This is a genomic window from Nocardia sp. NPDC019395 (assembly GCF_040632335.1).
Classification (GTDB): domain Bacteria; phylum Actinomycetota; class Actinomycetes; order Mycobacteriales; family Mycobacteriaceae; genus Nocardia.
Genome location: NZ_JBEYBT010000017.1, coordinates 59,388 through 73,789 on the forward strand (window position 1 = coordinate 59,388; position 14,402 = coordinate 73,789).

Annotated in this window: 13 protein-coding genes; 5 read left to right on the forward strand and 8 right to left on the reverse strand. The window is 66.1% G+C overall.

The window, feature by feature from the left end; genetic code table 11:
- Positions 1-18: 18 nt before the first annotated feature.
- The 3 genes from ABZ827_RS26340 (at position 19) to ABZ827_RS26350 (ending at position 2,274) form a co-directional block, all read left to right on the forward strand.
- On the forward strand, positions 19-714 hold the full coding sequence (locus ABZ827_RS26340; RefSeq protein WP_357241933.1) for an MBL fold metallo-hydrolase: 696 nt from the start codon (positions 19-21) through the stop codon (positions 712-714).
- A gap of 107 nt (positions 715-821) precedes the next feature.
- A complete protein-coding gene (locus tag ABZ827_RS26345; RefSeq protein ID WP_357241936.1) occupies positions 822-1,688 on the forward strand; it encodes an alpha/beta hydrolase in 867 nt (288 codons plus the stop codon).
- The gene (locus ABZ827_RS26350) at positions 1,675-2,274 is read left to right on the forward strand and encodes a TetR/AcrR family transcriptional regulator (protein ID WP_357241938.1); all 600 of its coding nucleotides are present in this window, start codon (positions 1,675-1,677) and stop codon (positions 2,272-2,274) included. Before ABZ827_RS26345 ends, ABZ827_RS26350 begins: the two co-directional genes overlap by 14 nt.
- A 92-nt stretch (positions 2,275-2,366) precedes the next feature.
- Here the strand turns inward: ABZ827_RS26350 and ABZ827_RS26355 are convergent, their stop codons facing one another.
- The 7 genes from ABZ827_RS26355 to ABZ827_RS26385 all read right to left on the reverse strand — a co-directional run bounded on the left by ABZ827_RS26355 (position 2,367) and on the right by ABZ827_RS26385 (position 6,673).
- Positions 2,367-2,879 (reverse strand): hypothetical protein, encoded by a 513-nt coding sequence (locus ABZ827_RS26355; RefSeq protein WP_357241941.1) that lies wholly within the window; start codon positions 2,877-2,879, stop codon positions 2,367-2,369.
- A gap of 91 nt (positions 2,880-2,970) precedes the next feature.
- The gene (locus tag ABZ827_RS26360) at positions 2,971-4,224 is read right to left on the reverse strand and encodes an alpha/beta hydrolase (protein WP_357241944.1); all 1,254 of its coding nucleotides are present in this window, start codon (positions 4,222-4,224) and stop codon (positions 2,971-2,973) included.
- A gap of 310 nt (positions 4,225-4,534) precedes the next feature.
- On the reverse strand, positions 4,535-4,720 hold the full coding sequence (locus tag ABZ827_RS26365) for a type Z 30S ribosomal protein S14 (protein WP_014349101.1): 186 nt from the start codon (positions 4,718-4,720) through the stop codon (positions 4,535-4,537).
- A gap of 3 nt (positions 4,721-4,723) precedes the next feature.
- Positions 4,724-5,287, reverse strand: a complete 564-nt coding sequence (rplE, locus tag ABZ827_RS26370) for a 50S ribosomal protein L5 (protein ID WP_357241947.1) — start codon at positions 5,285-5,287, stop codon at positions 4,724-4,726.
- 1 nt (position 5,288) lies between these two features.
- Positions 5,289-5,606: a 50S ribosomal protein L24 gene (gene rplX, locus ABZ827_RS26375; protein WP_357241949.1), complete on the reverse strand. Its 318-nt coding sequence runs from the start codon at positions 5,604-5,606 to the stop codon at positions 5,289-5,291.
- Position 5,607: 1 nt separating this feature from the next.
- Positions 5,608-5,976, reverse strand: coding sequence for a 50S ribosomal protein L14 (gene rplN / locus ABZ827_RS26380; RefSeq protein WP_033244618.1), 369 nt, complete (start codon positions 5,974-5,976; stop codon positions 5,608-5,610).
- A gap of 214 nt (positions 5,977-6,190) precedes the next feature.
- Positions 6,191-6,673 (reverse strand): MarR family transcriptional regulator, encoded by a 483-nt coding sequence (locus ABZ827_RS26385; protein WP_357241952.1) that lies wholly within the window; start codon positions 6,671-6,673, stop codon positions 6,191-6,193.
- A gap of 147 nt (positions 6,674-6,820) precedes the next feature.
- Here ABZ827_RS26385 and ABZ827_RS26390 point away from each other — a divergent pair, with 147 nt between their 5' ends.
- Positions 6,821-7,645, forward strand: a complete 825-nt coding sequence (locus ABZ827_RS26390; RefSeq protein ID WP_357241955.1) for a class I SAM-dependent methyltransferase — start codon at positions 6,821-6,823, stop codon at positions 7,643-7,645.
- A 115-nt stretch (positions 7,646-7,760) separates the two neighbouring features.
- Positions 7,761-9,800 (forward strand): M13 family metallopeptidase, encoded by a 2,040-nt coding sequence (locus ABZ827_RS26395; protein ID WP_357241957.1) that lies wholly within the window; start codon positions 7,761-7,763, stop codon positions 9,798-9,800.
- A 71-nt stretch (positions 9,801-9,871) separates the two neighbouring features.
- Here ABZ827_RS26395 and ABZ827_RS26400 read toward each other — a convergent pair whose 3' ends face one another.
- A complete protein-coding gene (locus ABZ827_RS26400; RefSeq protein WP_357241961.1) occupies positions 9,872-14,371 on the reverse strand; it encodes an amino acid adenylation domain-containing protein in 4,500 nt (1,499 codons plus the stop codon).
- Between the last annotated feature and the right edge of the window lie 31 nt (positions 14,372-14,402).

Consider the following 14,402-nt stretch of genomic DNA (forward strand, 5'->3'; position numbering starts at 1 on the left):
AGGTTTTAGCGTCGGGGCATGACCACTGAAGCAGCAACCTCACACACCGATCCGACCGTGCCCGGCACCGGCGTCCGCCAACTCCTACCCGACCTCTGGGAGACCCGGGAGTTCATCGTCCCCAACGGCCCTCGAACCCATTCCTACCTGTGGACCCCACCGTCCGGACAGAACATCCTCTTCTACTCCCCGGGCAACGATCAGGATTTCGCACAACTCGACCGCCTCGGTGGCGTCGCCCGCCAGTACCTGAGCCATCAAGACGAGGCAGGCCCGATGCTTCGCGCGGTGGCCGACCGTTTCGGCAACCGACTCCACGCACCGGCTGCCGAGGCCGGCGAGATCGGGTCCTACACGCCGATCGATACACCCCTCGCGGAGCGAGCGGTCGACGACGCGGGCGTGGAAATCATCCCCACACCCGGACACTCCCCGGGCAGCACCTGCTACCTGGTCCCGGGCCACGGCGGGCTCACCTATCTGTTCACCGGGGATACCCTCCTGCGCTACGCCGACGGAATCTGGCGCGCGGGCTACGTACCGGGTTACAGCGACAAGGACGGACTGCGAACCGCACTCGATACCTTGGCCACGGTGGAACCGGACGTGGTGATCTCCAGCGCCTTTGTATCGGGCGCGGCCGCGTTCCACCGTGTCGACCGCACCACCACCTGGCGCTCGATCCTCGACCAGGCCAGGTCGGAACTCTCATAGTCCGGCCCCGGCCCGTCCACGTAAGGGTCCCGTCGGCTTCCACCCCACCCATAGGCATACATACAGTATGTATGCAAGCATCGATGGGTACCGACGAGGGAGGAAGAATGTCGAACAGCGACGAACTCGGCCACAGCGGTATCGCAAACCTGACAGGCGCCCGAATCCGATACCGCGACACCGGCAGCGGGCCACCGATCGTCTTCGTGCACGGGCTGCTGGTGAACGCGGATCTGTGGCGGCATATCGTCCCGCGAGTCGCCGCGGCCGGTTACCGCTGTCTCGCTCCGGACTGGCCGCTCGGTTCGCATTCGATCCCGGTTCCCGACGCGAACCTCACCCCCGAGGGCGTCGCCGATCTCATCGCCGAGTTCCTGGAGAATCTCGAACTCACCGATGTCACGATCGTCGCCAACGACACGGGTGGCGCCATCACCCAGGTATTACTGACCCGCCACCCGGAAAGGATCGGCCGCGTCGTACTCGCCGCCGTGGACTCCTACGAAAGTTTCCTGCCACAACCGTTCACCCTGCTGCCGCAGCTGGCCCGCGTCCCGGGGTCGGTCCGGCTCATGACCGAGCTGCTACGGATCCGGGCCGTGCAGCGCCTCCCGATAGCGTTGGGCTGGTTGAGCAAACGCCCGGTCCCGCCCGCGACAGTCGATTCCTTTTTCCGGCCCAGCCGCGAATCGGCCGCCATCCGCGACGATCTGCGGCGTTTCCTGCTCCATGCGCACCGCCGTTACACGCTGGACGCCGCCACCCGCTTCGCCGCGGTGACGGTACCGGTACTGGCCGTCTGGGCCCGCGAGGACAAGCTGTTTCCGGTGTCGTTCGCGGAACGTCTCGTCCGCGACCTGCCCAACGCCACATTGGACCTGGTCGACGACTCCTACACATTGATCCCCGAGGACCAGCCCGAGTTGCTCGCCGAACGAATCCTGGAGTTCACTCGGCTACATGCCACGCCGTAGCCAGGAGGACCGCTCCCGCACCACCCGGACCGCGCTCGAACAGGCCGGCCGCAGCCTGTTCACCGAGCGCGGGTTCGCGGGCACCTCCGCGGAGCAGTTGGTGACCGAGGCAGGAGTCACCCGGGGCGCCCTGCACCACCACTACGGCGATAAACGCGGCTTGTTCCTGGCGGTGCTGGAACAACTCGAAACCGAGATCACCACCGAAATCGAGAATGCCCTGCGCATTACGGACCCCGACGACATACTCACCGCGATGGCCGCCGGCCTGAACACCTTCCTGGAGATCTGCGAGCGACCAGAGATGATCCGCATCGCCCTGTTCGACGCACCTGCGGTACTGGGCTGGCAGGCATGGCGCGAACTCGAAGCCCGGCACGGACTGGGCCTGATCACCGCCGAACTGGAACGCGCCCGCGACGCCGGCCTGATCACTGCCACCGCGGTCCCGACTCTGGCGCAGCTTATTCTGAGTGCCGTATCCGAAGCCGGCCTGATCGTGGCCCACGCCGATGACAAGGACGCCGCCCGCATCGAGGCCCAGGAATCGCTTCTACTCCTGGTCGGCGGTCTACTTCGGAGATAGTCGCGATTGCTCGTCACCGTCTCGGCAGACCGATACGACCACCCCCATTCACTGCGACGTCCATACCCTGCGGTCGATGTGACCGACCAGGTCTATGAATCCGGTTTCGTCTGATCCGCCGCGGTATCAGCACCCAGAGTCCGCCGGACGGCGTCACCTGTTCGCCGGCCCGGCGTCGGATTAAACCGGTCCGGTGCGGTGAGCGGGTGTTCGATCGACGCCGGGAGCGGCGGGCCGACAGACGAATCGACCGCGAACGGCGGCGTCGAACCGGAGAGACTCACGTGGCCGTCGATGCTCCCGCGGACCGAAAGGCCGACGTGGTCCGGGGTTCGGGTGTAGGCCGCCCGCGGACCGGAATCACGATCGGTTCGAATCGGCCAGCCGGATCGGTTCCAGAACCGCACGATCAGATCGAAGTACGTGGCCGCCGAATCGGGTGGCGCCCCAATGACCCAATACGCGATATCGAAGAATGCGGCGTCGACCTTCCCGGCGGATTCATGGGCGGGCAGGGTCACGCCCGAATGTAGCTGCGCTCGTGGGAGATCGGGGTGGGCCCGCGACAGCGTCGTTCCGACCGGAAGTGCGTGTAGCGTTCGCACGAAATATCGATACAGTTGCCGCCGCGCGGCTGCCTGTGTCGGTTGAGCAGACATACGATCCTCGGCCGATTGATTCGCATGCTCGTCGTGGTCACTGTAGCCGCTCAACCTGGTCACCGTGTCCGGTCGCTATGAGTCCGATATTTCGTGAGGAGGGATTTGCAGAACTGAAGTAATTGTCCACATTATGGTCCAACAGATTCCACTTGTTGACACCGGGCGCGGATTCGGCAGCGAAAGTGGGGGCGCCGAACTCGGGGGTGGTGGGCATCGCACCATGCGTATTCGGGAGCAACTGGAGTGGATCGTGCGGAGCCATGGCAGCGTAGACATGATCGGCCGTACGCCCGGACTCCACACCGGCGAGACCGAGATCGCCTACGTTGTCCACACCGGTTCCCCAACTACCGAGGAAAATCATGTCATCGGTAGCGAGAGCGTTTCCATGGCCGGCGGAGTGACCGGCCAGAACACTGCCGTAGGAGTAACCGATGGTAGTGGTGTGCGCGGGCGGTCCGATATGTGTTGCCCGCAGCCCGTCGTGATAGCTGCGCACCGCGGCGGCACCGTCGGTAGCGAAATGCGGAAAGATCGTATCGATAATTGTGGTGGGGTTATCGTAATTGCTCCAGAAGGTCACCGAGGTCGAGGCGTTGGGATCGGCGAGCGTGGCCGACTGCCGTATCTGCGACATCGTCTCCTCCGCGAAATCGACCGGCTTGAAGTTACCGGCGGGCCGCAGAAAAACCACGGCGTTGTCGGAGATATCGGGGTTGCCCCGCGAGACCGCGAATCGCCCGTCCGCACCGAGATGAGAAAGAAGGTGCGGTTGGCCATGCAGCAAGTATTTCAGGTCGTCATAGAATATTGACGAGTCACGATCCTTCTCGATATGGGCCTGGTCCCATAGTCTCCGTAAATTCTTCCTATTGTATATATCGCGTTCTCGCTGGGGAATTCCATCCGTGTTTCCGATGAATGGATCGGCACGAAACAGCTCTTGCTTTTCTCTTTCGGAAAGACCGGACCACCAGCTGTGGACATCCCTGGCGTTATCGGGTATCCCCCCGACCGGGCTTCGGGCCGATGCGCTCCGCGCAGGAGGTTGTACGTCCATCAACCGGCGCAGCACACTGGCATTGTCCGCATCGGAGATCACCAAGCTGCGATCTCCGTCCAGCAGGAACCTTTGGGTTCTGCGGTAGAGGGTGTCGGATATACCCGTACCCATCTCTGTGACGATCTTTTCGAGACGCTGGGCAAGCAAATTGGCGTCGAGTACTCCACGACGAACACCCATTGGGAAAAATTCCGGAAAATCCTGTCCCGGTCCCGAACTGTTCAACCCGATTCCTCGCCGGTGGCTGACACCTTCTCAGCAGGCGACCTACATGCCCGTCGACCACGCGACCACGGGCACTCACCCGGCGCCGCAGCATCGGAGCGACCGCGGTCACAGCCCAATTGTGCCAGACCTGACCGAATTACACTCGCGCGCGAACCAGGAAGGGACCCGCGCCGACGCTCCACACGCCGCCCGTAGAGCGCGAAAAGGACCCGAGCGTCAGCTCGGGTCCTTTCTCTGTTGAACCCCGGTCGGGCCTGGAACCCGCCGGGACAACCCCGGTCGGGCCTGGAACCCGCCGGGACTCAGCTCACCAGGAGCTCTTGTGCACGCCCGGCAGCTCGCCGCGGTGCGCCATTTCGCGCAGGCACACACGGCACAGGCCGAACTTGCGGTACACCGCGTGCGGCCGGCCGCAGCGCTGGCAGCGGGTGTAGGCGCGAACGGCGAACTTCGGCTTGCGGTTGGCCTTGTTGACCAGTGCTTTCTTGGCCATGTCTCAGTTCTCCTTGAACGGGAAGCCGAGGTGCTTCAGCAGGGCACGGCCTTCTTCGTTGTTGGTCGCGGTGGTGACAACGGTGATATCCATACCGCGCGGACGGTCGATCTTGTCCACGTCGATCTCGTGGAACATCGACTGCTCGCTCAGACCGAACGTGTAGTTACCGTTGCCGTCGAACTGCTTGGGCGACAGGCCGCGGAAGTCGCGGATACGGGGCAGGGCGATCGAGACCAGACGGTCCAGGAACTCCCACATCCGGTCGCCGCGCAGGGTGACCTTCGCGCCGATCGGCATACCCTCACGCAGTTTGAACTGCGCGATGGACTTGGTGGCCTTGCGGATCTGCGGCTTCTGACCGGTGATCAGGGCCAGATCGTCGACCGCGCCGTTGATCAGCTTGGCGTCGCGGGCAGCGTCGCCGACACCCATGTTCACCACGACCTTGACCACGCCGGGGATCTGCATGACGTTCGGGTAGTTGAACTCGCTGTTCAGCGCGTCTTTGATTTCGGCGCGGTAGCGCTGCTTCAAACGCGGCTGGATCTTCTCAGAGGTGGTCATATCAGATGTCCTTCCCGTTCTTACGGGAGATCCGAACCCGCTTGCCGGTTTCTTCGTCGGTGCGGTAGCCGATCCGGGTCGCGTTACCGTCGGAGTCGACAACCATCACGTTGGACACGTGGATGGGCGCTTCCTGGGTAACGATGCCGCCCGACGACGCGCCGCGCAGGTTCGCGGAGTTCGCGACATGCTTCTTGATCCGGTTCACGCCCTCGACCAGGATCCGGTTCTCCTTGGGGAAGGCCTGGATGACCTTGCCCTTGGCACCTTTGTCCTTGCCCGAGACGACGAGCACGGTATCGCCCTTGTGCACCTTCATGTCAGAGCACCTCCGGGGCCAGCGAAACGATCTTCATGAACTTCTTGTCGCGCAGCTCGCGGCCGACCGGGCCGAAGATGCGGGTGCCGCGCGGGTCGTTGTCCGGCTTGATGAGCACGGCGGCGTTCTCGTCGAAACGGATGTAGGAACCATCCGGACGGCGCCGTTCCTTGGTGGTGCGCACCACGACGGCCTTCACCACGTCACCCCGTTTGACGTTGCCGCCCGGGATGGCGTCTTTCACAGTGGCGACGATGACGTCGCCGATACCGGCATAGCGGCGCGACGAACCACCGAGAACGCGGATGCAGAGAATCTCCTTGGCACCCGTGTTGTCGGCGACGCGCAGCCGCGACTCCTGCTGAATCACTTCAGCCTCCTCGACCTGGACGTAAAGCACGCCGGATTGCCGACCCGACGGGCATGGTCTGTTACCGTCCGAACGCAGCGCCTACCAGCGATTTCTTCTGATCTTCACGATCAACCACCGGGGGTTCGCGGCCGAATCGCGGGCTCGGGGCCCGCAGGCAACCGGTCAAGGATAGCGAATCCGCAGCTCGGACCGAAATCGGGGGGCCGCCGGGCTATGCGCCGCCGACTCGCCGATGCTCATGCCACTGCTCCAGCAGATCGTGCATACCCCGGCGCAGGAAGTCGAAGAAATCGGCGGCCTCGGCCAGCCGGTGTCCCACTTCGGTGTCGGGCCCGTACGAGCGCAGACCGTAGCGGGTGGCCGACTGCCACGTCTCCAGCTGGTCGGCGCGCCTGATGAGCAGTGTCTCCCAGATATCGTCGCGCACCCGGTAGCAGTCCTTACGGGTGCCGGGCACCCGTTCGCGGGAGATGAAGCCGATCTGGGTGAGGAATCGGACGGCACCGGATACAGCCGGCTGGCTCACCTGCAGGGCTTCGGACAGTTCCGCGGAGGTCATCATCCCCGACTCCGCCACGAAGATGCGCGCCCATATCCGCGCCGCCATGGGCGGGACACCGCTGGTACCGAGCACCGCGGCCATTCGTTCGACGAATGCCCGCTCCGGTCCGGAATCCGTGGTGGGTTGCGCCATGCGTGCAGGGTACTCAAATCAGTAATATCCTATTTATCAGATATTTGTAATAGTTCTGGGCGACGGCTGGACCTGCACCTTCCGTGGTCCGACAGACCATCGACCGGGTGCGCCGGGCAGCGGCGGCCCCATGGGAAGGAGCCGATCGTGCACAAAGTGCGGTTCACCGAGGAGAAGGCGACCATGCTCGCCACGCTGTACGGACGGGCCATCGACAACCGCCGCGAGAATCCGATCCTGGGCGATCAGGCCGCCGAGGACGCGCTGGCGCAGATCGACTACGACTTCGGATCGCTGGGGGTCGACCCGGACCTCGCGCGTTCGGTCGCGGCCCGCGCGAAACTCATCGACGGATGGGCGGCGGAGTTCCTGAGCGAGCAGCCCGCGGCCACCGTGCTGCACCTGGGCTGCGGGCTGGACACCCGATACCTCCGCCTCGCGCCACCCGCCACGGTGAACTGGTACGACCTCGACTACCCGGAAGTCATCGCGCTGCGCCGGGAGATCTTCCCCGAGCGGGACAGCTATCGGATGATCCCCAGTCCGGTCACCGAGCCGGGCTGGCTGGACGATATCCCCGCCGGCCGTCCGGGGTTGATCGTCGCCGAAGGCCTGACCATGTATCTGCAGCCGGAAGAGGGAGCCGCCCTGCTACGGCGTCTCGTCGCGCATTTCCCGTCCGGTCTGCTGATCTGCGATGTGTACAGCCGACTGGGAGTGAAACTGCAGAAGCTCAATCCGGTGGTCCGGCGGTCCGGTTCGACACTGCACTGGGGTGTCGACGATCCCGCGGAATTCGAGCAGTACGGCCTGCGCCCGCTCACCGATATCGACGCCGGGGCATGGGCCGACCGCGACGGCCTGGGCCGGGCGTTCGCGGACGCGTCACTCGGGTTGCGCTGGCAGCTCGCCCTGACCCGCCGGGTGCCCGCGCTGCGGCGGCTCGCGCGCATCGGCCGCTGGGCATTCTGACCCGCCCGCCGGATCTCCGGGCCCGTCCGCGCGACGCCGGGGAGTCGCGCCGGTAGCCTCATGGGGCTGTTTCACCTAGGAGAGGTGCGGGTGCCGCATCGGGGAGAGGTTTCGCGTGACATCGTCGGATCGCCGGTTCGTGCTCGATCGCCGCTCATTCCTGGTAGCCCTCGGGCTGGCACCCGCGGCGGCGGCGCTGGTCTCCTGTTCCGAGGAGGAGCCCGCGCAGCTGGTCAGCGTGGATATGGAGGGTTCGGATCCGGTGATCCGGCCGCAGGACGATCTGTACCGGCACGTCAACGGTAAATGGCTGCGCGAATACCAGCTGCCGCCGGACAAGACCTCCTACGGTGCGTTCGCCGAGGCCAATGACCGCACCCAGCTGCAGCTGCGGGAGATCGTCGAGGGCATCAGCGATCCGGAGGACGGGACCGCGGCACAGCAGATCCGCGATCTGTACGACGCCCGGATGAACCTCGACGAGATCGAGAAGCTCGGTCTGACGCCGCTGGACTCCATGTTCGCCGAGATCGACGACGCGAAGGACAAACGCGAACTCGCCGGGGTGATGGGGCGGCTGCCGATCGGCGGGTTGATCGGTATCGGAGTGAGTATCGATCGCAAGAACTCCTCGGCCTATATCCCCTCGATCAGCCAGGCGGGGATCGGCCTGGACGAGCAGTACTACCGCGACCCGCGGTACGCCGAAGAACTCGCCGGCTACCGGACCTATCTGGAGCGTCTCGCCAAGGGCGCCGGCCTGCCCGATCCGGCCGGGATCGCCCGCCGGCAGCTCGATCTGGAGACCCGGATCGCCGCCGCCCACTGGGATAATGTGCGCAATCGCGATACCGAGGCCACCTACAACCCGATGAGCTGGACAGAAGCCACCGCGCTGGCACCGGGATACGACTGGGATCCCTGGCTTTCCGGTATCACCGACCGTCCCCGGGACCTGTTCGCGCAGCTGGTGGTGAGCCAGCCGTCCTTCGTCACCGAGGCGGGCAAGATCTGGGCCGCCACCGATATCGCGGTCTGGCGGGAATATCTCAAACTGTCGGTGCTGCAGACCTACGCGAAGTACCTGCCGAAGGAACTGTCGGACGCGAATTTCGATTTCAACGGCCGGCTCATGTCCGGTCTGCAGCAGCGGCCCGAACTGTGGAAATCCGCGGTCGGCACGGTGGACAGCAACCTGGGTGAGCAGCTGGGCAAGGTGTACGTGGAGAAGTACTTCCCGCCGGAAGCCAAGGAAGGGGTCCAGGTCATGGTCGATGATCTGATGGCCGCCTACCGGGAGAACTTCACCAATTCGAGCTGGATGTCGCCGGAAACCCGGCAGGCGTCGATCGCCAAACTGGACAAGATCACCCTGAAACTCGGCTACCCCGACAAATGGGTGGACTACTCCGGCTTGACGGTCACCCGCGGAAAGTTGATCGAATCCCTGCGCGCGATCAACGATTTCGAGGTGAAGCGTTCCTTCGACCGGCTCGGGAAGCCGGTGGACAAATCCGAGTGGAGTGCTTCACCGCAGACCGTGAATGCCTACTATTCGCCCCCCGGCAACGAGATCGTCTTCCCGGCCGCATTCCTGCAGCCGCCGTTCTTCGACAAGGACGCCGTGACCGCGGTCAACTACGGCGGTGTCGGCGCGGTGATCGGCCACGAGATCGGGCACGGTTTCGACGACCAGGGTTCGAAGTTCGACGGCGACGGCAATCAGCGGGACTGGTGGACCCAGGCCGACCGCGCCGCCTTCGATGCCAAATCCAAGCAGCTCATCGACCAGTACAACGCACTGGTTCCCGAGGGCCTGCCGCCGGAACAGCATGTCAACGGTGAACTGACAGTCGGCGAGAACCTCGCCGACCTGCGCGGCCTGCATATCGCACTGGCCGCCTTCCGGATCGCCGAGCAGCGGGCGGGCGTGACCGATCCCGATTACCACACCATGTTCCTGTCGTACTCGCGGATCTGGCGCTCCAAGAGCACACCGGAGGTCACCGAGCAGTTGCTCCAGGGAGACTCGCACTCCCCGGACGAGTTCCGGGTGAACCAGGTGGTGCGTAATATCGCCGAGTTCTACCGGACTTTCGGTGTGGCCGAAACGGACGCCCTGTTCCTCCCGGAGGATCAGCGCGTCGAATTGTGAGTGACGCGGGGAACGGCCGGCCCGTTCCCGCCTCATCCTCGGACGACGTTGATTTCCGCGGTTCCGTTTGCTCAGGGCGCGGAACGTACCAGGGACAACCCGCCGTCTGCCGCCCACCGGGCACGCGTCGCATCGAGCGGTATCGACTCCGACACCGGCGTATCGGGAGCCTCGACAAAGGCTGTGAGCATCTGCTCCAGGTGGTGTGCCAGTAGATGCACGGTGTCCTGATCGTGCCGGCCCGCCTCGGCCCGCACCGTGGCCCGGAGATCACCGCCGGCCGTGGATTCGAAGGCGAAGACAAGCCGGTGCGCCGCTGCCCCGGGTGACTCCAGGACCCGCACCGAGACCTCGTCGCCGAGCCAGGCCTGCCGCGGCCGGGAGTGCTCGCTGAAATCGACCACCGCGCGGCACAGTTCGTACGGCGAACGTCCGGGGCATACGGCGGCGGCGATCCCGTCGGTCAGCATGTCCTGGCCGCCGTAGACCCCGAGCGCCGTCCCCCGCGCCCGGTCGAGCACCGTCCGCAGGGCCGGGTCGCCGGAAAGGTCGTGGCGCAGGACCACGGCGGCGGACAGCGGTCCGACCGTATCGGCCACGGCGTTGTGGGCGCGCCCGGACAGCGGCGCGCCGAGGGCGATATCGGAGCCCGCACCGAGCGCGTGCAGTAATGCCGCCACCACTGCCTGATAGAGCATGTACTCGGAGGCTCCGACCGTTTCGGCTTGGGCGCGCAATCGGCGGCGCAATGTCGTGGAAACCGCGAATTCCGCCGACCGAGCGGGCGCGTCCGCTGTGCCGGGAATCGTTTCGGGTAGTCCGGTGAGCTCGGCCCGGCGATGCTCCAGCTGGGGGCCTGCCGATTCGACCACCGCCAGTTGCCACAGGGCGTAGTCGGCGTAGTCGACGGCCGGCTCGGCCCACCGTGGAGTCGCGCCCGTCCCGGCGCGACTCCGGTACGCGGTGGCCAGATCGGTGAGCACGATCCGCAGCGACCGTTCGTCGGCGACCAACCGGTCGGCCGTCAGTACCAGCACGTACCGGTCCCCGCCCAGAACGTAGAGCCGCGACTGCAGGAGCGGACCCACCGCGCGGTCGAATCGCACCGGCGACGCGGACAGAACGGCCGGTAGATCACTTTCCGCGACTTCCGTCGACGGTATGTCCGGGCGAAGTTCCGGAAGCACGACCTGATGCGCTGCCGCACCCGAACCGGCGATGACCGTCCGCAGGATCTCGTACCGGTCGAAAACATCGTGCAGGGCCGCGGTCAACGCGTCCCGGTTCAGCGGGCCGTCCAGGCGGGCTACCAGCCGGATCGGGGCGTCGTCGCCGGAGCCGAGGACCGCGCGCTGATTGTAGGACAGCGGGATCCGTTCGGGCCGGGGGCGGCGGTCCAGTTCCGGCCGGCCCCGCCCGGTGATCGGTGTCGCGTCGACGAGTGCGGCGAGACCGGCCACGCTCGGTGTGTCGAACGGTGCGCGCACATCGACCTCGACACCGAATTCCTCCCGGATCAACAGCACCAAACGATTCGCCAGCAGCGAATGTCCGCCCAGTTCGAAGAACGAATCGTCCGCGCCGACATCCGCGCGACCGAAGATGTCACCGAACAGCCCCGCCAGCCGGACCTCGGTGGGGGTGCCGGGCGGCCGTGTTTCGCCGGTTCCGTAGCGGCGCGGCTCGGGAAGTGCGCGCTTATCGAGTTTTCCGTGTTCGGTGAGCGGAATCTCCTCGATCACCGCCCAGGCTGTGGGCAACATATAGCCGGGCAGCGATTTCGCGGCATGCGCCCGCACTTCGGCCACATCCAGCTCTCCCCCGGCGGGCACCAGGTAGGCCGCCAGACCGGTTCCGGTCGCCGGATCCTGGAACGCGACCACCGCGCAGGCCCCGACCCCCGGATGCGTGGACAGCGCCGACTGCACTTCGCCGGATTCGATCCGGTACCCGCGCACCTTCACCTGTTCGTCGGCGCGGCCGACGAATTCGATCTCGCCGTCGGTGTTGCGGCGCGCCAGATCGCCGGTCCGGTAAAGCCGCTGCCCGGGCAGGAACGGATCGGCGACGAACCGCTCGGCGGTGAGTCCACCGCGATGCAGATAGCCGCGAGCCAATTGCTCACCGCCGAGATAGATCTCGCCGATCACCCCGCCGGGCACCAGCTGCAGGCGGTCGTCCAGCAGATAGACATACACATTCCGGTTGGGTACGCCGACCGGCACGATCCGGGTGCCCTGCGGTCCGCGCACGGTCAGGTGGGTCGCCGACACCACCGCCTCGGTCGGGCCGTAGTGGTTGCGCAGTTCCGCGTCGAAAACTCCGGCGAACCGGTCGGCCACCTCACCGAGCAGTGCCTCGCCGCCCACCGGGACCCGGCGCAGCGCACGCCATTCGGTCGCCTCCGGCAGCATCAGGAAGGTACTCAGCAACGACGGCACCATATGCAGCACGGTCACCCCGTACCGGCTGATCAGTTCGGATACGTACGGAATATCCCGCAGCGCATAGGGTTTCGGTACCACCAGGCAGGCGCCGAGGGTGAGCGTGACGAAGATATCGAGCAGGGAGGCGTCGAAGCTGACCGAGGAGGACTGCAGCAGTCTGTCCTCCGCCGTCATATCCCATTCGGCGACGAAACCGCGTAGATGGTCGGCGATCGCCGCATGCGCGACCCCCACGCCCTTCGGAGTTCCCGTGGAACCCGATGTGTAGATGACATACGCCAGGTTGTCCGGACGTAGTGGCCGCACCCGTTCGTCGTCGGTGAGGTCGTATCCGGGCAGGCCGGCGGCGCTCTCCTCCGCAGCCGCCAGTTCGACGCCGCCGAGCACGAGTCGCGGCCGGGCATCGGCGTCCAGGAAGTCGATACGTTCACTCGGGTAGGCCGGGTCGATCGGCAGATACGCCGCGCCTGCCTTCAGAACAGCCAGGACCGCGACCACGAACTCGACCGAATCGGCGATCCGGACGGCGACCAGATCCTCGGTACCGATCCCCTGCGCCACCAGCCGGCGCGCGAGCCTGTTGGCGCGACTGTTGAGTTCCGCGTAAGTCAATTCGAGATCGGCACCCCCGGCCGCACCCGGTGCGATCACGGCGGTGGCGGAGCCGGCCTGGGCGACCCGGTCCTCGACCAGCGAAACCAGGGTCGTGGATAAACCGGGTACCAGGTCGCCGTGTGATTGTGTGAGCAACCGGGCCCGGTCGCGGTCGCCGAACAGATCCAGTTCCCCCAGCCGGGCCGCCGGGTCACGCAGGGCACTGCCGAGCAACTGCACATAATGTCCGAGCAGCTGCTCGACCAGCCGCTTGTCCAGCTGATCGGGCCGGTGGTCGGCGGTGAGCCGTGGCTCGTCCCGGTCGAGTACCACCGTGACCCGCAGTGGGACGGGCGCGACCGGCGAGCCGGACTCCTCCAGGGTCGCGGTGATTCCGGCCAATTCGGGCACGGCGATCGGTGCCCGCACCCCGAACCCGATCCGGGCCAGCTGTTCCAGACCATCCCGCGAGCCGGTGCGGTTCGGGTTGATCGCGTGGACCACCCGGTCGATCCCGACGCCGCGATGCGCGAAGCCTTCCGCCACCGTGCCGGCCAGCCGGGTGAGAAACTGCGCGAAGGTCTGTGCCGGTTCGGGAACGGCCCGGATCAGCAGGGTGTTACCGAAGTAGCCGATCGCTCCGGCCGCGTCCGGCGCGCGCGTATCGACCGGCAAAGCGATCAGGAAATCACCGGCAGCGGTGTATCGGTGGACGAGTGCGGCGAACGCGGCCAGCAGAACCGCCGTTTCGTCGACGCCGTGCGCCGTCGCGCTGTCCCGGACCTGTTCGAGCAGAGCAGCGGGCAGCGGGACGGCGATATGTTCGACGGTATCCGGGGTCACTGTCCGCGGAGCGGCTTTGCCGGGTAGTTCCAGCGGCTCCGGCAACGGATGCAGCGCCCCGCGCCAGTAGTCCAGCCCGTCGTCGCCGGCATCCAGGCATTCGGCGAACCGCACCGGGAGCGGCCCACGTGGTGTGTCGTTGTACGCCGCCGACAGCTCCGCGGCGAAAACCCGCGCAGAATCGTCGTCCCAGGCGACCGTGTGCACGACCAGCAGAAGTAGGTGTTCATCCGCGCCGCGGCGCATGAGCATGACCCGCAGCGGGGTTTCACCGGCAAGGTCGAAGGGCCGGGCCAGTGCCCGCCGGGTCAGCACCTCGACGCGGCGGCGCGCGGGGTCGGCCGCCAGCGCGGACAGATCCTGTTCCTGCCACTGGAACGGCAGGTCGGCGCGCACTTCCTGGTAGGGCTCGCCGTTCGTATCCAGCCCGTAGGTGCTGCGCAGGATATCGTGCCGCTCGGCGACCGATCGGACGGCCGCGCAGAGCCGTTCGCCGTCGAGCGGGCCACGCAACCGGTAGACGATGCGGATATTGAGGGTGGTGTCCGCGGGGTCGCGTGTCTGCAGGAACCAGGCGCGGCGCTGCCCGGACGAGAGCGGGCGGCGACTCACCGCCGTATCCGGCCCCGCCGGTTCGACCGCGTCCGCCCGGGCCTCGTGGTTCGCGTCGTTGGCGATGATCGACATGATTCCCTTCGGCCCCCGTACTGGTTCACTC